Source organism: Blautia caccae (genome assembly GCF_040095955.1).
Lineage (GTDB): Bacteria > Bacillota > Clostridia > Lachnospirales > Lachnospiraceae > Blautia > Blautia celeris.
This window is the reverse complement of sequence record NZ_JBBMFP010000016.1, coordinates 96,333-116,738: the sequence shown is the minus strand read 5'-3', so window position 1 is coordinate 116,738 and position 20,406 is coordinate 96,333. Positions and strand designations below refer to the sequence as shown.

Below are 20,406 nucleotides of genomic sequence, written 5' to 3'. Positions count from 1 at the left end.
CCTCATTCCTTTTTGCCGCAGATCATGAAAATCGGTGTAGGGTTATAAAACTCATCTTTTTCCAGATAGATCCGCCTGCTGATCCCCAGATCAATGAAAAGCTCCTCAAATCCCATCTGTCCCAGAGTCTCCACATCCCAGGCCGGACGGACCAGGGAGCTGATGGGAAGCTGGCGCTTGATCTCCTCACACTCCTGCATCATTTCATCTCCCAGGGTGTGATGGGCATGGTTACCCGGCAGTTCCGAGGTGTCCGCAAAATTGCTGGCACCGTAATTGGCATCAAAATTCAGAAGGATTCCCCCTTCCTTCAACACCCTTCCCCACTCCTCATAGGCTTCCTTCACATGGGGCAGCGTCCAGGTCAGGTTCCTGGAAATGACAACATCAAAGCTGTTGTCCTCAAATTCCAGTTTCTCCGCATCCATGACCAGGAAACGGCAGGACACATTTTCCTCTCTGGCCAGTTGTTTGGAATTGACGATCATCTCAGGGGTCAGATCCGTCCCTGTCACCTCATGGCCCAACCTGGCCAGCAGGATAGAAAAGAAGCCGGATCCGCATCCCACGTCCAGGATTTTCAGGTTCTTCCTGTCCGGAAGTTTTCGTCCTATCTCCCTGAGCCAGCGGTCCGCAAGGGGGCTTTTCAGCTCTCTGCGCCTCTGCTCCATGAAGCTCTCACTGCGCTTTGCCCAGTATTCCGTGATCCGCTCTTTTCTGTCGTCAAAATTCCTGACGATCCTTCCGTATGCGATCATGGGACCGTTTTCCAGTACCTGCAGGCTGCCTGTCTGGTAGAGGATAACGCCGTCGCATTCCGCACGGCAGACTTCCGTCACATTTCCCTCATAGTCCTTTACCGTACCCAGGACCTCGCCTCCCTGGATCATATCTCCCGGCATCTTATAGGGATACCAGAAGCCTGTGGCGGATGCAGCCTGGTATCGGATATCAACCACATCGAGAGGATAATAGATGCGGTAATCCCTCTGTCCCTCGTAGATACCTAGAGAGCAGAGGACATTCCGCACATCCCTTCTGGTTGAGCGGACTTCCTCCATGGTCCAGCCGCCCATGCCGCCTCTCTCTATGAGAATGCCGGGAATTCCCATATGCGCTGCATAGTTGTAGGCACCGCCTGTGGCAACCGTGGAGCGCACCATGTAGGGCACGTCCACCTGCTCTGCCATTTTTCTTGACATTGCCACAACACGTTCTTCGGCCTTACCCGCATAATACACATAAGGGGTAAGCTGCTCATAATCGTCACCACTGTGTAAGTCAATACAAAAATCAACCGCCGGAAACAATTCCCGGGTGATTGCCCAGGCAAGCTGCTGTGTGGCACTTCCTTCGGGATCTCCGGGAAATTCCCGGTTCAGGTTCTTTCCATCCTCCACACCCAGGCTTCCGCCCCTGCATTCAAATGCCTCCCTGCATATGACCTTGACGATCACCACCGTCCCGTTGATCTTCTTTATTTTCAGTTTTTCCGCCAGCTCCATGGCTGCCTGTATGCCCACATATTCCCCAGCATGGACACCAGCCATGATGAGAACGGTCTTCCCCGGCTTTTCTCCGTTTAAAATAGCTGCCGGCAGTTTAAATTTTCCCTCCGCCAGTTCCAGTAATCCACTGCAGGATTCCCCCGGTCCCGCTTTCATATTGCCAATCGTAAATGTTTTCGTATTAAGCATAAACTTTGCTGTCCCCTTTCCGTCCATGAATCATAAACATGGGTGTGGAGCCGTAGTTCAGCTTCTCCTCTTCACTCCAGACCCGTTCCCAGACCTTCGTATCTGTATGTATCTCGGCAAATCCTGTTTCTTTTAATATCTCTGCATCCCAGCCCGGACGCGTTTTGGCGGACAGGGGCATCTCAAGGGCGATCTGCTCCATGGCGTCAATATCTGTACACAGGTAATGATCATCCAGGCTATGCTGCTCCACATTTTTCCTGTCCTGCTCATAGGCCTTCCGCTTTTCCTCATCGTAGAGATAGCCGTACCAGTTGGCATCAAAATTCAAAAGCCTGCCGCCGGGTTTCAGCACCCGGTACCATTCCCTGTAAGCCTGCCACGGTTTTTCCAGATTCCAGGTCAGGTTTCTGGAGATCACCACATCGAAAGTATTGTCCTCAAACCCGAGGTTCTGGGCATCCATCCGGTAAAAGTCAATCCTTTCACACAGACTGCCCGCGTTTTCCATAGCCTTATGAAGCATCTCCCTTGTATAATCCACTGCAGTGACACGGTATCCCGCCTCTGCCAGGATCATGGGGAAAAAGCCCGGGCCTGTGCCAATGTCCAGTATCTTGATTTCCTCCTTGGGCATCTTGGGAAATTCTGCCTCCAGCACATCCAGCCAGGCTTCTTTCTGCATTCCCTCCAGCTCCTTGTGATTCACTTCGGAATACCCCTCCGTGCGGGTACTCCAGTATTTTTCTATTTTTTCCAACAGCATTTTCATTCTTCCGTCCTTTATATACTCTCAAGGATATCAAAAGGTTTCGGGGCAGAACAAGACAGTCCCCCTGCCCCGGAGCCTTTTGATATCCTGACCACTTTACTTTATCAGAACAAAAAAAATGCCACAAGCCCCATGGGGGGATTATGGCATTTCAATATCCGCATTTTTGTTAAATTTCAGCGATGGCTTCCACTTCGCACAGCACATTCTTAGGCAGAGTCTTTACTGCCACGCAGGAGCGTGCTGGTTTGCCTGTGAAATATTTTCCATATATTTCATTGAATGCTGCGAAATCGCCCATATCTGACAGAAAACAGGTTGTCTTAACTGTCTTCTCATAGCTGCTTCCCGCCTCTTTCAGCACTTCGCCCAGGTTCTTCATCACCTGTTCTGCCTGCTCCTCGATAGTCTTGGCTGTGATCTCACCTGTAGCCGGGTCAATGGGAATCTGGCCGGATGTGAAAACCACACCGTTTAAAATCATTGCCTGTGAATATGGTCCGATCGCCGCCGGAGCCTTATCTGTGCTTACTACCTTCATAAAAATATCTCCCTTCTGAATTACAAATCTTCCCCTTTTATCCCGGGGAATGTATATATTATACGTTTCCAAAAGGGAACGGTCAAGTCAAAGTAACGCTGTTTCCTCTGTATGCCCCCAGAATTTACTGCCGATATAGCCCTCCCGCCAACTTCTTTGCGTAGGCAAGTCCTGTCCCCGGCACGTCCTCCGGGAAATATTCCAGTCCCATGTAACCCTCATATGCCCCGTCCTCGATTGCCTGAAATACATAGGGGTAATTGATCTCCGACTGATAAAGCTCATGCCGTCCCGGATTACCTGCCGCGTGGAAATGCCCTATATATGGAAGATACTCCCGGATCCTCCGGACCAGATCTCCCTCTGTGATCTGCTGATGATAGATGTCAAACAGCATTTTTACATTTGGACTTCCCACCTCTTTTATGATCTCTGCCGCCTCATCCGAACCGGAGAGAAAATATCCCCGATGGTCCACTCTCAGATTCAGCGGCTCCACCACCAGGGTGACCCCTTTCTTTTCCAACAGAGGCGCACAGGCTTTCAGTCCTTCCACCAGTGACTTTCTCTGCAGTTCCCTGCCTGCCCCTGTATCCGCCCCGGTCTGTGTTATCAGGCATCTGCAGTTTAAACGCTCTGCAATGTCCAGCGTCTCCTCCAGTCCTTTCACATAGTCACTGCGAAGCATAGGGTCCATAAGGCTGATGAATTTTGTACAGAATGCCGCAACACAGAACCCTTTTTCTTCCTGGTATTCCCTGAGCTTCTGTATATCCTTATCCTCCCAGCCCCAAAATTCAATGGTATCCAGCCCGTTTGCCAGCACATCATCAATGGCATCCCTCATGTCTTTTCCTGCATAGACTGCGTCCACGCACACAGAAATCTTCAAATCGTTTCCCTCCTTTTGTCAGTAAGTCAGCATAACCTGTATCACCTGTCCCGGGTCTCGGCCTCCCAAAATTTTTCCACCCTCTCCCTCTCATCCCCCAACGAACAAACCTCATACCCTTCCCATTCCCCCGGAAACAACTCCCTATAGGCCCTCTGCAGAAATCTCTCATCCAAAAGCAGCACAACCCCTCTGTCCTCCTTCGTCCGTATCACCCTCCCGGCGGACTGCAGCACCTTATTCATCCCAGGATATCTGTAGGCATACTCAAACCCCGCCTTATTCTTCTCATCATAATAATTTTTCAAAATCTCCCTCTCATACCCCACCTGCGGCAGCCCTGTCCCCACCAGAATTGCCCCGATCAGCTTCTCCCCGGTCAGATCTATCCCTTCCGAAAAAATACCGCCCATCACACAAAATCCTACCAGCGTCCCATCCGATTCTCCCTCAAACCGTTCCAGAAACGCTTCCTTCTCCCCCTCGGTCATATTTCCTGACTGCAGCACACACTCCAGCCCCATCCCCAGACTCTTCTCCTCAAAGATTTCATACACATCCTGCAGCATCCGGTAAGAAGGAAAAAACACCATATAATTCCCCCTCTTCACGGTTACGGTCTGCAGAATATACTGCGCCAGCTTACCATACTCCTCCTCCCCCCGCCTGGTATACTTACTGCTCACATCCCTGGCAATGAGGAGCTTCAGATTCTCCCGCGGAAACGGGGACGCTGCGCAGATGGCATAATCATCCTCCCTGGTGCTGAAGAGCGACCTGTAATATCCCATAGGCAGCAGCGTAGCGGAAAAGAACACGCTTCCTCTCCCCTTATTCAAACACTCCTGCAGATTCACCTTGGGATTCACACAGAACAATGTCAGATAAAATCTCCCCTCTGCCCCGTGATGCGTATAGATCACATAGTTCTCATCCACCAGATCATACATATTTAAAAAATGCCGCACTGCAAAGGAAAACTCCAGCACAGTAATGCGCACCTTTTCCTCCTGCTCTCTCTCCAGAAAATTTTCCATCTCTCCCAGAAGATTCATAAGCTGCAGCGCCAGCGCCCCTATATTTTCCATTACCCTGTACTCATCCTGGCACTCCCTCTTATATTCCAGCAAAACCTTATTACACTTTTCCAGAATCCTCTCCAGCTTTCTGCTGTGCTCCTTCACTGCTTTCTTCACTTCCAGAAAATCCTCTTTACAGAGCACCGCGCTGTACATATTCCTTCCCCGGTCTACCAGGTTATGGGCCTCGTCAATCAAAAACAGATAATCCCCCTTCACGCCATCCCCAAAAAACCGCTTCAGATACACATTCGGATCAAACACATAATTATAATCACAGATCACCGCGTCCACCCAGGTGGAAGTATCCAGACACATCTCAAAAGGACACACCTGCCACTTCCGTGCCTGCATAAGCAGTTCCTCCCGCTGATACGTGTCCTGCTCTGTCAGAAGCTCATACACCGCGTCATTCACTCTGTCAAAATGCCCATTGGCATAAGGACACTTCTCAGGATTACACTCCACCTCATCCATCAGGCACATTTTTTCCTTGGAGGTGATCGTGAGTGTCTTATACGACAGTCCTTTCCCTTTGAGAATAGAAAACGCCTCCTCCGCCACCGTCCTGGTGATCGTCTTGGCTGTCAGATAGAAAATCTTATCTCCATAACCTTCCCCCACAGCCCGCACAGCCGGAAAAAGGGCTGCCATAGTCTTCCCAATCCCGGTAGGCGCCTGAATAAACAGTTGTTTCCCGCTCCTGAATGTGTGATAGACCCCGGCTGTCAGATTCTTCTGTCCCTCCCGATACACATAAGGAAACTCCAGCCCCTGCATGGACTCCCTGCGTTCCATCCTTCTTTTATACTGAAAATAAGCCCATTTATAATACTGCCCCATCAAATCCGAGAACCACTTTTTCAGCGCAGACACAGACATCTCTTCCCGGAAGCGCTTCACCTGTTCCGTCTCCAGCTGGCAATACGTCATCTGCACCCCGATCTTTTCTAATTCCTTCTGCGTCCCGTAAATATAGGCATAACACATAGCCTGTGCCCTATGAACCGGCACCGGCTCCTCCAGGAATTCCAGATCCCTGTAAACACCCTTGATCTCATCAATGGTAACTCCATCCTTCTCCTCTATGATCCCATCTGCCCTGCCTTCCAGCCGGACAACAAATTCATCAAATTCTTCCTCCCACACCAGGGGAACCTCTGCCCGATAAGACAGCCCCATCTGCTTCTGTATTTTCCGGTGTACCTTACTCCCTTTCCTCATAGCCTCCCGGTCCGCAGACACTGTCCTCCGGTTATCCAAATTCCCACTGCGCAGTATAAACTCCACCAGATTCCTAACCGATATCCTGATAACTTCCTTCATCTCATCCATACCCTTATTCTAACACAGAACCTATGTTCCTGTACATCCCCTCTCCCCCAAAGCCTCTTCTTCCATCTCCGCCCTATTCTCTTCAATCTTTTTCACTCCCCTCCTCTTTTTTCACCCATACCACAGCCAGCCCCAGGGTAAGCGCGGCGGAAGCGGGAGGGGGAAGGGAATTCCTGTGGGCGGTGCGCTTACCCGTCCACCAACCTGTTGTCTCCACAAACAAAAAAAGAGCGGAAGCCCCACCAACGGTGTTCTTCCGCTCAAAAATTAACATATCAGTTCCTGAGAAATCCCCCTCTAAGCAATCGCATATCTGTCCAGAAACCTATCGAATCTCTCATCATGCCCATTGCATCTTACTGTGAGCACACGCGTCAAATCCATGCTCAAAACCCCAAGGATTGACTTCGCATCAATGATTACTCTGTTGTAAAAAACATCGATATCAAATTCACATTTGCTCGCTTCGCTGACAAACTCTTTCACGTCGCCTGTCTCGTTCAGCTTAATCTGGCGTTGTACCATATTTACCATCCTTTCTTTAAGAAACAACACGCCAACTGATATTTTAGTTATGTCTTGATTCTTTGTTGTTAGGACGTATTATGACAGTTCTTCCTGATTTTGTCAATATTTCGACATAATTTTCCTTTCTTCACCAAAAGCCGCTGTTTTCCCACGTTTTTTAGTAAAAAGAACAGGAATATTTTTGTCGAAACTTGTCTAAACTGTGCAGATTGACGTTTCCCTTTATCCATGATATACCAGTTTTCATTTTACACAGAGAAATATTCCTAAATCAGGCACCCAAATTTTGTCACTGTATCCGTTTCCTGCCCTCTGTAAGTGCTTACTGCCGCACATTTTCAGGCTGCACACCTGCATTTCTCAGGCTTTCGGCAGATACTGCAGGGAGCCTTTCAGATATTCATTGATGACGTCCGCATAACCGCCGGCGTCCACAATGGCAGCCAGTTCAGGCTCCAGAGGCATCTTGGCAATAACCGGAACACCCAGTTCCGCGCCGATAGCGTCCACTTTGCTCTCACCGAACACGTAAATCTCTTTACCGCAGTCAGGACATTTTACAAAGCTGTAGTTTTCCACCAGACCGATCACCGGCACATTCATCATCTTGGCCATGTTGTAAGCTTTTCTCACAATCATATGCACCAGATCCTGGGGAGATGACACAATGACAATACCGTCCACCGGCAGAGACTGGAACACAGTCAGCGGAACATCTCCGGTTCCCGGAGGCATATCCACGAACAGATAATCCAGCTCGCCCCATATAACATCTGTCCAGAACTGCTTTACCATGTTGGCAAGGATCGGACCTCTCCAGATGACCGGAGCCTCCTCCTGCGGCAGAAGCAGATTGATGGACATAATTTTAATATCATTCTTTGTCAGAATCGGATAAATGCCGTTGTCATCTGCTGTCGCAGAACCTTTGATGCCGTACATCCTGGGAATGGAAGGCCCTGTGATATCCGCATCCAGAATACCCACACGGTAACCTTTGGATGCCATCTCATTGGCCAGTGACGCAGTCACAAAGGATTTGCCTACGCCGCCTTTTCCACTGACAACCCCGATAACCTTTTTAATATCGGAATATGCATTCAGCTCTTCTTTGGGGATTCCGCCGCCGTTTGCATGGCTGCATCCCTCACAACTTTTTTTATCACAGCTCTTGCTGTCGCATTGTTTCTTTTCTTCACTCATGATTCTTTCCTTTCCCACTGCGGTTTATACTTTATTTCATAAACCTGTCAATGGCTTTATTTAATTCTTCCAGGGCCTCTTTATCCCCGCTCTCCACTGCATCCACGATACAGTGCTCAATATGATCCTGCAGGATCACCTTTCCCGTATTGTTGATGGCCGCCTTCACTGCCGAAAGCTGTATCAGCACTTCACTGCAGTCTCTGCCGTCCTCCACCATGCGGCGGATGGATTCCAGATGGCCGATGGCTCTGGACAAACGGTTCAGCACCGCCTTGGTATGGGTGTGGGTGTGAGTATGGGAATGGGAGTGCCCATGCCCCTGTGCGCCGGCATCTTCATGCACATGCTCAATCACTGTACCGTCCGGAAGACTGTGTGTATGGACATGTTTTGTCTCTTCCATTGTGGTTTCCTCCTCGCGCTTTCTCTATTATATCAAACCCAGAAAAAAAAGCAACGCCTTCCCTGTTTATAATATAAGAAACTAAATTTCCGAAAATGTAAATCTCTGATGTACATCCGCTGTCATCACATCATAGACCACACTCCCGTCTTCCTTCTCTGTTTTCTCCATGCGGAGTTCTTTCTCAGACCTGAATTTTGCCTCCAGCCATACCTCGGGACTCTCCATATCCACTTCCCGGATGAAATTATCCCTGGAATGGTTTCCGGGACACTGGTTAAATATCTCATGTATCACTTCATATGTTTTCATATCTTTTCTTCCTTTCCTGGTGCCGCACAGAACCTGCCGTTCCATGTAGACAGTCTTAATCCAATTTCTTATATCTTATCACAATCGTGCAGATTTTGTGTCATTTTTCCCTCATATTTTACAAAAAATTTAAAAACAAATTGCCAAGCCAGGATAAATATCGTATTATGATAGTTACCAGAAAAAACGGAAGGCCTCTGACATCTGCCTTATACGGCAGCATAGGGCGCAGCTTCCGACACGTAAAATCAGGGAGGAATTCAAATGCAGCTTTTAAAAGAGCGTATTCTAAAAGACGGCACGGTAAAGCCGGGTAATATACTGAAGGTGGACAGCTTCCTGAACCACCAGATGGATATACCATTCATCAACGAGATTGGCAAAGAGTTCAAAAACAGATTTGCCGACTCCCCTATCACTAAAATCCTGACCATCGAGGCCTCCGGCATAGGCATTGCCTGTATCGTGGCACAGTATTTCGGCGTCCCGGTCGTATTTGCCAAGAAAGCCCAGAGCCTGAATCTGGACGGTGAGATGTACACCACCAAAGTCCAGTCCTTTACTCATAAAAAAGTATATGATGTAATATTATCAAAAAAATTCCTGCAGCCTGAAGACCATGTGCTCATTATTGATGATTTCCTGGCTAACGGATGCGCGCTCCAGGGCCTCATTGAGATTGTGGAGACAGCGGGCGCAACCCTGGAAGGGGCCGGCATCGTCATTGAGAAAGGCTTCCAGCACGGAGGAGACGCGCTGAGAGAAAAAGGCATCCGTGTGGAATCCCTGGCGATCGTGGATTCCATGAGCGATGATTCCCTCACCTTCCGCGACTAGGTTTTACGGGGCAGTCCAAAACTGGACTGCTCTTTTTTTATGAAACTGGCTCTTTATAGAATGCCAATTTTCCGCTATATTGGGTAAAAGAAAGTCTATATAAAGGAGTGGTTTTATGGAAAACAAAACGAAAAAGATAGTAATGACCGCACTTTTCGCGGCACTGGCCTGTGTTGCCACCATGTCCATCCGCATTCCCACACCGGGTACCAGCGGTTACATTCATCCCGGAGATGCCATTGTCATTCTGGCCGGAATCATTCTGGGGCCTGCCTACGGATTCCTGGCAGCGGGAATCGGTTCCTGTCTGGCCGACCTGCTGGGCGGATACTTTGTCTATGTTCCCATCACCTTTGCCATCAAGGGTCTGGTTGCACTGTTCGCTGCCCTTGCCTATAAAAAAATAGCAAAAGACAGTAAAACAGCCTGGGCAGGCGTCTTTGCAGGCGGAATCATTGATATGGTTCTCGTGGCAGGCGGCTACTGTCTCTGTGAATTCTTCCTATACGGCACAGCCGCTTTCCTGAGCGTTCCCTCCAATCTGATCCAGGGTGCCAGCGGACTGATCATCTCCCTGATCCTCTACCCGCTTCTCACAGCGGTACCTGACATTAAACGTATGATTGCCTCAGCGTGATATCTGAATAACAAAATTTTACATCACATAAAAGATGCGGCCGGGATGCCGCGGCTCTTTGTTCCCAGACGACAGCCGCAGTGCGATCCAAACCGCATCTTTTTTATCTTATAAATCTTTTATCATCTGAAAATAATGCAGCTCTTCATATCCCAGCCTCTCATACAGCGCGATCGCTCTTTTATTGCTGTATGTGGCTTCCAGGCGGAATCTCTTTGCATGGGCATATTCCTGCTCCAGCCAGGCAAAGACCTCACTGCCGTATCCTTTTCCTCTGGCGTTCTCCATAAAATACAGCTCTTCCAGCCATACCGTAAGGCCGCCGGCCTCGTTGCTGAAGGTAAAGGCAAGGAGCAGATATCCAACCACACCGCTTTCATCCTCCAGCATCAGTACTCTGGCATGCTCCCTGCTTCTCAGGCACTCCTGAAGTGTTGCTTCAAAATGCTCCTGGGGCACTGTGTGGATGCATGCCTCCCCGCCGTAAAATTCTTTCTCCATCTTAAAGAATATCTCTCTGTCTTCTTCTCTGATATCTCTGATCGTCAGCATAAATACGATTGTCCTTTCTCTGCTATTTTTCTGTTTCCATTTCAAAAACTTTTTTCATCATCTCACAGTTTCCGCTGTGGGGACACTTACCGTAATCACAGTCGATCCTGTCAAAATGCAGTCCATATTCATCCTGTACAAATTCGCATATGGCGCTCCTGGCCATATCATAGTTCTTACAGTATCCGTTTACGAATTCTTCCACTATCCCGCTCATTTTACTCTTCCTTCTCTTTCTTCTCCCAGTTTTGGGTTATGCCCTCGGCGGCACTTATCTCAGGAGCCGGAAGTTTACCCTCCGGATGGCCTCCGGCCATATTTTCGATGGGCTGTTTCAGGAAAGATGCCCGCATAATAGACCCTGTCCCGAATTTCCTGCGGATCTCATCCACCGCCTGGTCCATCTTTTCCAGTTTATCATAATCCGTATGGTCAAACAAGGACAACTGCCGCCCGCTTTCTTCTCTGGAAACACGGCTTGTCCGCACGCCCAGAAGACGGATCGGTGCTCCGTCCCACAGCTCATCAAACAATCTGCAAACCTGCAGGTAAAGCTCTGAGGTAATATTGGTAGGCGCTCTCAGCACGGTCTGGTGAGAGACCGACTGCAGTTCATAGTCCTTGATCGTGACCGATACCACCTCAGCCTTCATGCCGTCGCTGCGCAGCCTGGATGCCACTGTCTCACACAGGGAAAGCAGCACCTGCTTGGCGGTATCCTCATCCACCACGTTAAACGCTATGGTTGTGCTGTTGCCGTATCCCTTGTTATCCTCCTGCACTGCCTCCACCACTGCACTGTCCCTGCCGTTGGCTGAATTCCAGATAGCTTCCCCGTGTTTTTTCAGATGATGCTTCAGAATTTCCACATCCGCGGCAGCCAAATCTCCGATGGTATAGATTCCCAGCTTCTTCAGCGTATTTTCCGTGGACCTTCCCACAAACAGCAGCTCAGATACGGGAAGAGGCCACATCTTCTCCTGAATTTCCTCCGGAAACAGGGTGTGTACCTTGTCCGGCTTCTGAAAATCAGATGCCATTTTTGCCAGAAGCTTATTGCTGGAGATTCCTATATTTACAGTAAATCCCAGGTCTGTTTTAATACGGTCCTTGAGTTTATAGGCAAAGGCCACGGGGTCTCCCAGCAGCCGCTCCATACCTGTCATATTCATAAATGCCTCGTCAATGCTGTATTTTTCCACCTCCGGCGTATATTCTCTCAGGATATCCATAAACTGTTTGGAAAATTCCCTGTACATCCCGTGATGTGAAGGAATAATCGTCAGGGACGGGCATTTCCGCATGGCGTCCACAATAGGCTCCCCTGTCCTGACGCCGAATGCCTTGGCCGGAATGGATTTTGCAAGAATGATACCCCGCCTTTTCGACTTGTCCCCGCCCACTGCGCTTGGTATTTCACGAAGGTCCACACTCCCTCCGTTTTTCAGCCTGTAAACTGCCTCCCAGGAGAGAAATGCACTGTTTACATCAATATGAAAAATGACGTTCTCCAATTCTATCCCACTTCCTTGCTCTTCCTTAATCTTTCTTAATCTCTATTATATCAGAACATATGTTCTATGTAAATACTTGACAAAACTTCCAACCTATTCTATTCTGGAAGAAATAAACTGAACCCACAAAAGGAGTCTGCTATGCTGGCTATCATACTCGCACCATTTTATCTCTTGATCAATTATTATGTTGTCCGCTGGATCATCCGCTGGACAGGCACCTGCCACAGACATTTGAAGTCCCGGCCATTCCGGGTGGTTTTTCTCAGCATTTATATTTTCATGTGCCTGACGCCCCTGACCTCCTATCTGGTCTCTGCCAATCCCTGGCACAGCTGGCTGAAACGTCTTTTCAACTACTGGCTGGGCACATTTTTGTATATTGTACTTATCATTCTTATCTTTGACCTGGTAAGGATCATACTGAGACATACAAACCGGATCAAACAGGAAACTCCTTCCAAAAGGAGCACCTTTATCCTGAGCGGCGGTGTGGCTGCCTGCCTCATCATCTGCCTGAGTGCCTACGGAATCATCCACGAACACAAGGTCTATGTAAACCACTATGAGGCCCAAGTGGAAAAATCCGGCGGAAAACTGGACCATCTGAGAATCGCCCTGACTGCGGACCTTCACCTGGGCTACAGCATCGGCACCTACCATGTAAAATCCATGGTAGACAAAATAAACGCTGAACATGTGGACCTGGTCTGCATTGCCGGTGACTTCTTCGACAACGAATATGACGCTGTGCAGTACCCGGAAAAAACCATTTCCATCTTAAAGGAGATAAAGAGCACCTATGGCGTATATGCCTGCTGGGGCAATCACGACTTCAAGGAAAAACTCCTGGCCGGATTCACAGTCCCCATCAAAAACGGCCAGCACACAGACACCCGGATGGATGATTTCCTGAAACAGTCCGGCATCCGGATTCTGGATGACAAGGCAGTCCTCATTGACGATTCTTTCTATCTGGCAGGCCGCAAGGACCCCCAGCGCTCCAAAAAGATGAAGGAAGACCGCCTGTCCCCGGAAGACCTGCTGCAGGATCTGGACCGGGACAAACCCATACTGGTCATTGACCATCAGCCCAAACAGCTTCAGGAGCTGGCAGATGCCGGCTGCGACATAGACCTCTCCGGCCACACCCATGACGGACAGATGTTCCCGGGTAACCTGACCACAAAACTCATGTGGGAAAACTCCTGCGGCGAGTTAAAAAAGGACAACATGTACTCCTATGTAACCTCCGGTGTAGGCGTCTGGGGACCGGCCATGCGTGTGGGAACAGACGCTGAGGTCATGATCATTGATGTCTATTTCACAAAATAACACACTGCGTTTTTAAAAGAACCGGCAGCTCCTACTCTTGCTGCCGGTTCCCTCAATGCTTTAACCGTCTGCCCTGCTTCTCCCACAGTGCCGTCCGCTCTTCCTATCGTACAATCAGATACTTATCCTGCAGATCCGTGACAGCTCCCACAATACCAGCCTTCAAAGGGTACCCTGCCTCTGCAAGCCTTACAAGCACGTTTTCCGCATCCTCCCTTTTCAGACTCACCAGAAGCCCTCCTGAAGTCTGGGGATCAAAGACCAGATCCTCCATCGCCTCATCCACCTGTTCCTCCAGCCTTACATCCTTCTTATTAAACGCCTTATTTCTGTAAGTTCCCTCCGGAACCAGCCCCATAGAGGCATAAAAAAGAGCATCCGGCAGCACTTCCAGCTTATCTGTCTGGATCACAAGCGATTTCCCGCTTGCTCTTGCAGTCTCCAGAGCATGACCGGTCAGTCCGAACCCTGTCACATCCGTACAGCTATGAACCTCGACCTCCCTGAGCACTTCCATAGCCAGCTTATTCAGGCAGCTCATACTCTCAACAGCCTTCCTCTCCGCCTCCTCAGAAGCCATTCCCGCCTTCACAGCCGTATTGATCAGTCCCACACCCAGAGGTTTTGTCAAAAGCAGCACATCCCCCGTCCTTGCTCCCCCGTTCTTCCAAATCCTGTCCGGCTTCACAAACCCGGAGACACAAAGCCCATATTTCGGCTCCTCATCATTGATCGAGTGCCCGCCTGCCAGCACAGCCCCTGCCTCCTTCACCTTAGAAGCCCCGCCTGCCAGAATCTCCCCCAGCACCTCAGCTCCCAGACAATTAGGAAACGCAACCACATTTAAAGCAAGCCGCGGCTCCCCGCCCATTGCATACACATCACTGAGCGCATTTGCCGCCGCAATCTGCCCAAACGTAAACGGATCATCCACCATAGGCGGAAAAAAATCCACGGTCTGTATCAAAGCCACCTCATCCGACACCCGATACACCGCCGCATCATCCGCCGTCTCAACCCCAACCATCAATCTATCATCCTTGGCCGCAGGCAGCCTCCCCACCACCTCCGCCAAAATCCCCGGCCCAATCTTAGCCGCACACCCCGCACTCTTAGAAAACTCCGTCAACTTCACCCCAACACTCATACTAATCTCCTATCCAAACACATCTCTCTCAACCTACCCTATCTCTTTCTAACTCTAAACAAATCTTCTCCTGTCATCCACCCTAAATCACCCTATAATGTACCCAAAACAGTGGCCATCCCAATGCCCAAAACCAGATTTTAACTCGTGTACACCTGTTAAAAAATATAGATACTACCAATTTCAAAATATCCAAAACAAAGGCTCCCATTTACTTTGCCAAAAAACCGTGGGATACCAGCCACCAGGGAAGCAGGCGGTGAGCGGAGGGCAGCCGGGGCAGAGGGTATCAGGCAGGCGGTGTTTCACGGAGCGGGCGGAAGATCCACCTGCCCCAGACACTTAGCGAAGAGCCCTAAGGCGATGAGCTTAGTGACTGGGAGCAGGTTAGCTTCCACCCAGCGGAGTGCTCCGCCTGCCTGATACCCTCTGCCCCGGCTGCCCTCCGCTCACCGCCTGTTTCCCGTCCGCCCTATACCCCCCCCCTCTTTTATTTTACAAATCTATAACCACCTCAACCGGACAATGATCCGACCCCAAAACCTCCGTATGAATCCCCCCAGAAACCAACTTCTCCTCCAACCTCCGCGAAACGCAGAAATAATCAATCCTCCACCCTGCATTTTTCTCCCTGGCCTTAAACCGATAAGACCACCAGGAATAAATCCCCGTCTCCTCCGGATAAAAATACCGAAAACTATCCGTAAACCCAGCCTCCAGAAGCTCCGTAAACTTACCCCTCTCCTCATCCGTAAACCCGGCATTATGCCTGTTCGTCTTAGGATTCTTCAGATCAATCTCCTTATGCGCCACATTCAGATCCCCGCACATAACAACCGGCTTCTTCTCATCCAGCTTCAAGAGATACTCCCTAAACGCATCCTCCCACTCCATTCTATAAGAAAGCCTTGCCAGTTCATTCTGTGAATTCGGCGTATAACAGGTCACAAGGTAAAAATCCTCATACTCCAGAGTGATCACCCTGCCCTCCTGGTCATGCTCCAAGATCCCGATTCCGTAAGCCACGGAAACCGGCTTCTTCCTGGCAAAAATCGCCGTCCCGGAATACCCTTTCTTCACCGCATAATTCCAATATGCATAATACCCCTCCGGCGCAAAATCAATCTGCCCCTCCTGAAGCTTCGTCTCCTGCAGACAGAAAAAGTCCGCGTCCGCAGCCTCAAAATACTCTATAAATCCCTTCTGAACACAAGCCCGCAGGCCATTCACATTCCATGATATAAATTTCATATATTTCTCCTCTCTGTCCCTTACAGATATTTTAAAATCTCCCGGTAAGCTTCCAGGATCGTTTCATATTTCATACCGCAGTTTGCCGGGCTGGTAGACGGAAGCTGTATCACCGGCACCCCTGTATGCGGCTCACAATACTTCCGGTAAAGTGCCGCCGCCTTCTGGCCGGTGGCAAAGACAGCCTGTACAGGTGCCGCATCCAGCACAAGAGACATATCATTGGCCCTGGGATTTTTAATACTCCCGTCATCCGCCCCGCGTATTTCACAGCTTTCCAGCACGTCCCACACGGCAACCTTATGAGCCAGAAGCATATTCTTCTTCTCCTCTGTCGTCACGGGAGTCTCCTCACCCAGCACCTCTCCCATCACTTTCCAGAACCGGTTTCTGGGATGCCCGTAGTAAAATCCTTCCTCTCTGGATTTCGGAGAAGGCATGGTCCCCAGCAGCAAAACCCTGGAACTGCTGTCATAAACCGGCGCAAATGTATGCTTCACATATTCTGTCTGATTTTTCATGGACCCACTCCTCAAATTGTAGAATTTTACTTCTTTCGTCCCCATTATACACTATTTTTTCTCTCCTGCGAAGTAAAAAAAGTTGGCAAAACGACTTTACGAACGCTGTCCTATGAGTATATAATAAAGACTGCATCGGAAAAACCGCAGAAAGTTACCACACAGCATGCTTTCTGTAGTCACATTAACAGAATTCTTATGAAAAAGGAGAAAAATCAATGGGTGGAATATTTGGAGTAGCTTCTAAATCCAGCTGCACTCTGGATTTGTTTTTCGGAACAGACTATCATTCTCATCTAGGCACAAGAAGAGGCGGTTTGGCAGTCTATGGACCAAATGGATTCAACCGTTCGATTCACAATATCGAAAATACCCCTTTCCGTACCAAATTCGACGGAGACTTAAACGAACTGGAGGGAAACCTGGGTATTGGCTGTATCTCTGACAATGAGCCGCAGCCGCTTTTAGTACAGTCACATCTGGGCAGCTTCGCTATCACTACCGTGGGAAAAATCAACAATATGGATGAACTTGTGGATATTTCCTATAAAAACGGATGCACACATTTCCTGGAAATGAGCGGCGGAAGCATCAATCCAACCGAGATGGTGGCGTCCCTGATCAACCAGAAATCCACCATTGTGGAAGGTATACAGTATGTGCAGGAGCTTGTGGACGGTTCCATGACTCTGCTTCTGCTCACCCCGAAAGGGATCTATGCCGCGCGTGACCGTGTAGGCCGTACCCCTGTCATCCTGGGCAAAAAAGAGGATGCGTTCTGCGCATCTTTTGAAAGCTTTGCTTTCTTCAACCTGGGATACGAAACCTATCGTGAACTCGGACCTGGCGAGGTCGTATTCCTCACCCCGGAAAGCGCTGAAACTTTAGTAAAACCCCGGGAAGAAATGAAAATCTGTTCCTTCCTGTGGGTATACTACGGCTATCCCACCTCTACCTATGAAGGCATAAATGTAGAGGAAATGCGTTACGAGTGCGGCAAAAAGCTGGCACAGCGCGATGCCCAGAGAGAAAATGTGAAGCCAGACCTGGTTGCCGGCGTTCCTGACTCCGGTATCGCCCATGCGATCGGCTACGCCAATGAATCCGGCATTCCTTTCTCCCGCCCGTTTATCAAATATACACCGACCTGGCCCCGCTCCTTCATGCCGACTCAGCAGAGCCAGAGAAACCTCATCGCGCGCATGAAGCTGATTCCGGTGGAAGCGCTGATAAAAAACAAGAGCCTGCTGCTGATCGACGACTCCATCGTCCGCGGAACACAGCTTCGCGAGACAACTGAATTTTTATACAGCAGCGGAGCCAAAGAAGTTCACATCCGTCCGGCCTGCCCACCGCTTCTGTTCGGCTGCCCGTACCTGAACTTCTCACGTTCCAAATCCGAAATGGATCTGATCACCCGCCGCATTATTGCAGACCGGGAAGGGGACAATGTCTCCGAGGAAGTGCTTGCTGATTACGCCAACCCCGATTCCGCCAACTATAAAGAAATGCTGGAGGAGATCGGCAGACAGCTTAACTTCACAACACTCCACTATCACCGTCTGGATGATCTGACAACTTCCATCGGACTGAGCCCGTGCAAAATGTGTACCCACTGCTTTGACGGCAAATAATTACACAAGAAAATAAAAGGCAGCCAGGTTTGAAGCGCCCCCAAAAAAGTCAGACTTTTTTTGGGCCATTCAAACCGAGCTGCCCTTTTTATCATAAATTTCACAAAACCTGAAGCGCCGAAACAGACTGCAGCACATCTTTTTTCCCGCTGCATTCCACTGTAAAAGACACCTCCGGATTATTCCTCTTCACGATTCCGATAACCTCTCTATAATCCAGATTTCCTCTTCCCAGTCCCATGTGTGTATCCCTGTCTCCCAGATTATCATGCACATGCATATGCCTGATATAACTGCCAAACAATTCCGCCCACGCAGCGGCCGGCATCTCCGAATAACAATGAGCATGCCCTATATCCAGACAAATCCCAAAATCAGGATGATCCACCTTACGGGCCACTTCCAGAATCGGTTCTGCCTCCCTGTCAAACACATTTTCCATCACGATCTGAATCCCATCCCGGCCATCCAGAAACCGTTTATAAAACTCAGCCACCCTGTCAGCCCATCCTATGAGCAGATACACATCCGGCACATAACAGGTATGGAACACCAGCTTCTCAGCCCCCAGCCTTTCTGCCGCCTGATACGCCTGATCATACCGTTTCCTGGTAGCATCCAGGACCAGCGAATCAAACGCCATGGGATTCAGATCCAGAAAAGGCCCATGAAGCACCAGCTTCCCACACCCCATTTCCTCCAGCCTCTTTTCATAATTGTCAATCTTCTCCTCCAGACGGTCCAGATTCTCGGAGATTGAAAACTCAATACTCTCAACTCCGGCCCCTGTCCTCTCTATCACATCTCTCATATCCACATCGTCCAGCAAATGACTCACATAAATCATATTTCACCCACCCAGTTTCATAATCCATTTTTCACAATCTATCCTTCATAATACCACAAATCCCACCATAAATCTCCCCTTTCCAAACATTTTTCCCACCTTATCCTCCCTATTCTTTCCGGGCTTTCTTTTCCAGACTTTCCTCCCAAAACCGTTCCTTTACCCTCAAACGCCATCCGCAGCTACCTCTTTCCGTCCCCTTTAAAAAACCAGCCGGACCTGGCCGCAGGCTTCCCTGTACGGACGTTTAAGAGCGGTAGAGAATCTTACAAGATCCATGCGTTAGCAAGCACTTAGTGAAGAGCCCTAAGGCGATGAACTTAGTGCGGCTTACGCATTAGCTTGGAAGTTCTCTGCTCTCGCCCGTACAGGGAAGCCTGTGGTCAGGTCCGGCGTCCGGAATAATCCTTATAGACTACAGCCCTACACTGATTTTTCAAAAAATCTCACAAAAAAAGGACCGCCTAAGCAGTCCTTTTCCTATCAATAATCCGTCTTCTGATAAAAATGCCCTTCCAGAAAATCTGTCTTGATCACATTAATAAACGCCTTCGGATCCGCCTTCCGCACCCTGGTCACCAGCACCTTCGCCTCCGCGCTGGAAACCACGGAATACAGCATCTTCCGGCCTTCATTAGAATAACACCCGGTAGCCGCAAACTCAGTCGCGCTGTGATTTGTCACCTCATAAATCTCCTGGTACACTGCATCCGGACAATCCGTAACAATAAACAGCGTCTCCTTCTTATACGCTGTATGCAGCATATGAATGATCTGTGTGGATGTAAACTGGAAAATAATAGAATAAAGTGCCTTATCCCATCCAAACAGAATACCCGCGATCACCAGCACACATCCATTACCGAGTAAAATGAAATTCCAGACATCCTTATTTTTCTTTTCCGCAAAATAAATAGCAATAAAATCAGTACCGCCGCCGCTGGTTCCGCCCATTAAACAAAGGCTCACAGCAAAACCATTTAAAAGCCCGCCGAATACAGCGATCAAAAGAATGTCCTGCGTGATCGGCTGGGAGGGGATGATATCGGTTAGAATACTGGTCAATACTATGATCATCGCAGAACTTACAGTGAATTTCTTACCGATGGCTTTGAAACATACAATTGTCGGTACAGCGTTCAATAACAGATTGACCAGAGTAAACGGCAGTGCAATTCCCAGAAACCGTTGAAAAACAGTCTGAATCAACAAAGTCACCCCGTTGAAACCACCCGGATACAATCCTCCCGCTCTGACAAATGTCTTGATATTAACAGCCATAATGATAGCTCCGGCAAGGCCAAACACTACCCGTTTAGCTTCTTTTTTTATATCAATATTCGCTTTCATTTTTCCTCATCTGCTG

23 protein-coding genes are annotated in these 20,406 nt (G+C 49.1%); 4 read left to right on the top strand and 19 right to left on the bottom strand.

What is annotated here, in order from left to right:
• Positions 1–2 precede the first annotated feature (2 nt).
• The 10 genes from WMO65_RS17325 to WMO65_RS17280 all read right to left on the bottom strand — a co-directional run bounded on the left by WMO65_RS17325 (position 3) and on the right by WMO65_RS17280 (position 8,765).
• Entirely contained in the window at positions 3–1,697 is a 1,695-nt protein-coding gene (locus WMO65_RS17325; protein WP_148392102.1) for a methyltransferase domain-containing protein, read from the bottom strand.
• Positions 1,690–2,463, bottom strand: a complete 774-nt coding sequence (locus tag WMO65_RS17320) for a class I SAM-dependent methyltransferase (RefSeq protein ID WP_320998329.1) — start codon at positions 2,461–2,463, stop codon at positions 1,690–1,692. Before WMO65_RS17320 ends, WMO65_RS17325 begins: the two co-directional genes overlap by 8 nt.
• A 175-nt stretch (positions 2,464–2,638) precedes the next feature.
• Positions 2,639–3,010: a RidA family protein gene (locus WMO65_RS17315; protein ID WP_033142544.1), complete on the bottom strand. Its 372-nt coding sequence runs from the start codon at positions 3,008–3,010 to the stop codon at positions 2,639–2,641.
• A 124-nt stretch (positions 3,011–3,134) separates the two neighbouring features.
• A complete protein-coding gene (locus WMO65_RS17310) occupies positions 3,135–3,902 on the bottom strand; it encodes a hydroxypyruvate isomerase family protein (RefSeq protein ID WP_148392101.1) in 768 nt (255 codons plus the stop codon).
• Between the two features lie 41 nt (positions 3,903–3,943).
• On the bottom strand, positions 3,944–6,316 hold the full coding sequence (locus WMO65_RS17305) for a helicase C-terminal domain-containing protein (RefSeq protein WP_148392100.1): 2,373 nt from the start codon (positions 6,314–6,316) through the stop codon (positions 3,944–3,946).
• A gap of 82 nt (positions 6,317–6,398) precedes the next feature.
• Entirely contained in the window at positions 6,399–6,590 is a 192-nt protein-coding gene (locus WMO65_RS17300; RefSeq protein ID WP_148392099.1) for a hypothetical protein, read from the bottom strand.
• 23 nt (positions 6,591–6,613) lie between these two features.
• On the bottom strand, positions 6,614–6,841 hold the full coding sequence (locus WMO65_RS17295) for an HPr family phosphocarrier protein (RefSeq protein ID WP_033142504.1): 228 nt from the start codon (positions 6,839–6,841) through the stop codon (positions 6,614–6,616).
• Positions 6,842–7,204: 363 nt separating this feature from the next.
• Complete coding sequence (locus tag WMO65_RS17290; protein WP_033142505.1) at positions 7,205–8,047, bottom strand: Mrp/NBP35 family ATP-binding protein; 843 nt, start codon at positions 8,045–8,047, stop codon at positions 7,205–7,207.
• Positions 8,048–8,078: 31 nt separating this feature from the next.
• Positions 8,079–8,453, bottom strand: coding sequence for a metal-sensing transcriptional repressor (locus tag WMO65_RS17285; protein ID WP_033142506.1), 375 nt, complete (start codon positions 8,451–8,453; stop codon positions 8,079–8,081).
• An 81-nt stretch (positions 8,454–8,534) separates the two neighbouring features.
• Positions 8,535–8,765, bottom strand: a complete 231-nt coding sequence (locus WMO65_RS17280) for a hypothetical protein (RefSeq protein ID WP_033142507.1) — start codon at positions 8,763–8,765, stop codon at positions 8,535–8,537.
• A 264-nt stretch (positions 8,766–9,029) separates the two neighbouring features.
• On the opposite strand from WMO65_RS17280, the gene WMO65_RS17275 reads away from it, so the two are divergent.
• Together WMO65_RS17275 and WMO65_RS17270 are read left to right on the top strand one after the other, a co-directional pair.
• Positions 9,030–9,602: a xanthine phosphoribosyltransferase gene (locus tag WMO65_RS17275; RefSeq protein ID WP_033142508.1), complete on the top strand. Its 573-nt coding sequence runs from the start codon at positions 9,030–9,032 to the stop codon at positions 9,600–9,602.
• Positions 9,603–9,717: 115 nt separating this feature from the next.
• Positions 9,718–10,239 carry an ECF transporter S component gene (locus tag WMO65_RS17270; RefSeq protein ID WP_033142509.1) on the top strand — a complete coding sequence of 174 codons (522 nt, stop codon included), beginning with the start codon at positions 9,718–9,720 and terminating at the stop codon, positions 10,237–10,239.
• Positions 10,240–10,347: 108 nt separating this feature from the next.
• Here WMO65_RS17270 and WMO65_RS17265 read toward each other — a convergent pair whose 3' ends face one another.
• Genes WMO65_RS17265 through WMO65_RS17255 form a run of 3 tightly spaced genes read right to left on the bottom strand, consistent with a single transcriptional unit; the run spans position 10,348 to position 12,305 of the window.
• A complete protein-coding gene (locus WMO65_RS17265) occupies positions 10,348–10,791 on the bottom strand; it encodes a GNAT family N-acetyltransferase (RefSeq protein ID WP_033142510.1) in 444 nt (147 codons plus the stop codon).
• 22 nt (positions 10,792–10,813) lie between these two features.
• Positions 10,814–11,008 carry a hypothetical protein gene (locus WMO65_RS17260; protein WP_054353512.1) on the bottom strand — a complete coding sequence of 65 codons (195 nt, stop codon included), beginning with the start codon at positions 11,006–11,008 and terminating at the stop codon, positions 10,814–10,816.
• A gap of 1 nt (position 11,009) precedes the next feature.
• Positions 11,010–12,305: a DNA polymerase Y family protein gene (locus WMO65_RS17255; protein ID WP_148392098.1), complete on the bottom strand. Its 1,296-nt coding sequence runs from the start codon at positions 12,303–12,305 to the stop codon at positions 11,010–11,012.
• 141 nt (positions 12,306–12,446) lie between these two features.
• Here WMO65_RS17255 and WMO65_RS17250 point away from each other — a divergent pair, with 141 nt between their 5' ends.
• Complete coding sequence (locus WMO65_RS17250) at positions 12,447–13,640, top strand: metallophosphoesterase (RefSeq protein WP_148392097.1); 1,194 nt, start codon at positions 12,447–12,449, stop codon at positions 13,638–13,640.
• Positions 13,641–13,743: 103 nt separating this feature from the next.
• Here WMO65_RS17250 and selD read toward each other — a convergent pair whose 3' ends face one another.
• The 3 genes from selD to WMO65_RS17235 form a co-directional block, all read right to left on the bottom strand.
• Entirely contained in the window at positions 13,744–14,787 is a 1,044-nt protein-coding gene (gene selD / locus WMO65_RS17245; RefSeq protein ID WP_148392096.1) for a selenide, water dikinase SelD, read from the bottom strand.
• Between the two features lie 495 nt (positions 14,788–15,282).
• Entirely contained in the window at positions 15,283–16,038 is a 756-nt protein-coding gene (locus WMO65_RS17240) for an exodeoxyribonuclease III (protein ID WP_033142514.1), read from the bottom strand.
• 20 nt (positions 16,039–16,058) lie between these two features.
• Positions 16,059–16,559 (bottom strand): DNA-deoxyinosine glycosylase, encoded by a 501-nt coding sequence (locus tag WMO65_RS17235; RefSeq protein WP_033142515.1) that lies wholly within the window; start codon positions 16,557–16,559, stop codon positions 16,059–16,061.
• A gap of 218 nt (positions 16,560–16,777) precedes the next feature.
• On the opposite strand from WMO65_RS17235, the gene WMO65_RS17230 reads away from it, so the two are divergent.
• Positions 16,778–18,193, top strand: coding sequence for an amidophosphoribosyltransferase (locus WMO65_RS17230; protein WP_148392095.1), 1,416 nt, complete (start codon positions 16,778–16,780; stop codon positions 18,191–18,193).
• A gap of 100 nt (positions 18,194–18,293) precedes the next feature.
• Here WMO65_RS17230 and WMO65_RS17225 read toward each other — a convergent pair whose 3' ends face one another.
• The 3 genes from WMO65_RS17225 to WMO65_RS17215 form a co-directional block, all read right to left on the bottom strand.
• Positions 18,294–19,040, bottom strand: a complete 747-nt coding sequence (locus WMO65_RS17225) for a sugar phosphate isomerase/epimerase family protein (protein WP_148392094.1) — start codon at positions 19,038–19,040, stop codon at positions 18,294–18,296.
• 38 nt (positions 19,041–19,078) lie between these two features.
• Positions 19,079–19,216: a hypothetical protein gene (locus WMO65_RS17220; RefSeq protein ID WP_187370564.1), complete on the bottom strand. Its 138-nt coding sequence runs from the start codon at positions 19,214–19,216 to the stop codon at positions 19,079–19,081.
• Between the two features lie 307 nt (positions 19,217–19,523).
• Entirely contained in the window at positions 19,524–20,390 is an 867-nt protein-coding gene (locus WMO65_RS17215; protein WP_148392093.1) for a YitT family protein, read from the bottom strand.
• Between the last annotated feature and the right edge of the window lie 16 nt (positions 20,391–20,406).

Coding starts and splice junctions, on each gene's coding strand:
- WMO65_RS17280 (WP_033142507.1), bottom strand. CDS start 8,765: ATGAAAACATATGAAGTGATACATGAGATATTTAACCAGTGTCCCGGA.
- WMO65_RS17275 (WP_033142508.1), top strand. CDS start 9,030: ATGCAGCTTTTAAAAGAGCGTATTCTAAAAGACGGCACGGTAAAGCCG.
- WMO65_RS17305 (WP_148392100.1), bottom strand. CDS start 6,316: ATGGATGAGATGAAGGAAGTTATCAGGATATCGGTTAGGAATCTGGTG.
- WMO65_RS17225 (WP_148392094.1), bottom strand. CDS start 19,040: ATGATTTATGTGAGTCATTTGCTGGACGATGTGGATATGAGAGATGTG.
- WMO65_RS17325 (WP_148392102.1), bottom strand. CDS start 1,697: ATGCTTAATACGAAAACATTTACGATTGGCAATATGAAAGCGGGACCG.
- WMO65_RS17235 (WP_033142515.1), bottom strand. CDS start 16,559: ATGAAAAATCAGACAGAATATGTGAAGCATACATTTGCGCCGGTTTAT.
- WMO65_RS17250 (WP_148392097.1), top strand. CDS start 12,447: ATGCTGGCTATCATACTCGCACCATTTTATCTCTTGATCAATTATTAT.
- WMO65_RS17290 (WP_033142505.1), bottom strand. CDS start 8,047: ATGAGTGAAGAAAAGAAACAATGCGACAGCAAGAGCTGTGATAAAAAA.
- WMO65_RS17230 (WP_148392095.1), top strand. CDS start 16,778: ATGGGTGGAATATTTGGAGTAGCTTCTAAATCCAGCTGCACTCTGGAT.
- WMO65_RS17265 (WP_033142510.1), bottom strand. CDS start 10,791: ATGCTGACGATCAGAGATATCAGAGAAGAAGACAGAGAGATATTCTTT.
- WMO65_RS17285 (WP_033142506.1), bottom strand. CDS start 8,453: ATGGAAGAGACAAAACATGTCCATACACACAGTCTTCCGGACGGTACA.
- WMO65_RS17240 (WP_033142514.1), bottom strand. CDS start 16,038: ATGAAATTTATATCATGGAATGTGAATGGCCTGCGGGCTTGTGTTCAG.
- WMO65_RS17320 (WP_320998329.1), bottom strand. CDS start 2,463: ATGCTGTTGGAAAAAATAGAAAAATACTGGAGTACCCGCACGGAGGGG.
- WMO65_RS17215 (WP_148392093.1), bottom strand. CDS start 20,390: ATGAAAGCGAATATTGATATAAAAAAAGAAGCTAAACGGGTAGTGTTT.
- WMO65_RS17220 (WP_187370564.1), bottom strand. CDS start 19,216: ATGGCGTTTGAGGGTAAAGGAACGGTTTTGGGAGGAAAGTCTGGAAAA.
- WMO65_RS17270 (WP_033142509.1), top strand. CDS start 9,718: ATGGAAAACAAAACGAAAAAGATAGTAATGACCGCACTTTTCGCGGCA.
- WMO65_RS17315 (WP_033142544.1), bottom strand. CDS start 3,010: ATGAAGGTAGTAAGCACAGATAAGGCTCCGGCGGCGATCGGACCATAT.
- selD (WP_148392096.1), bottom strand. CDS start 14,787: ATGAGTGTTGGGGTGAAGTTGACGGAGTTTTCTAAGAGTGCGGGGTGT.
- WMO65_RS17260 (WP_054353512.1), bottom strand. CDS start 11,008: ATGAGCGGGATAGTGGAAGAATTCGTAAACGGATACTGTAAGAACTAT.
- WMO65_RS17300 (WP_148392099.1), bottom strand. CDS start 6,590: ATGTTAATTTTTGAGCGGAAGAACACCGTTGGTGGGGCTTCCGCTCTT.
- WMO65_RS17295 (WP_033142504.1), bottom strand. CDS start 6,841: ATGGTACAACGCCAGATTAAGCTGAACGAGACAGGCGACGTGAAAGAG.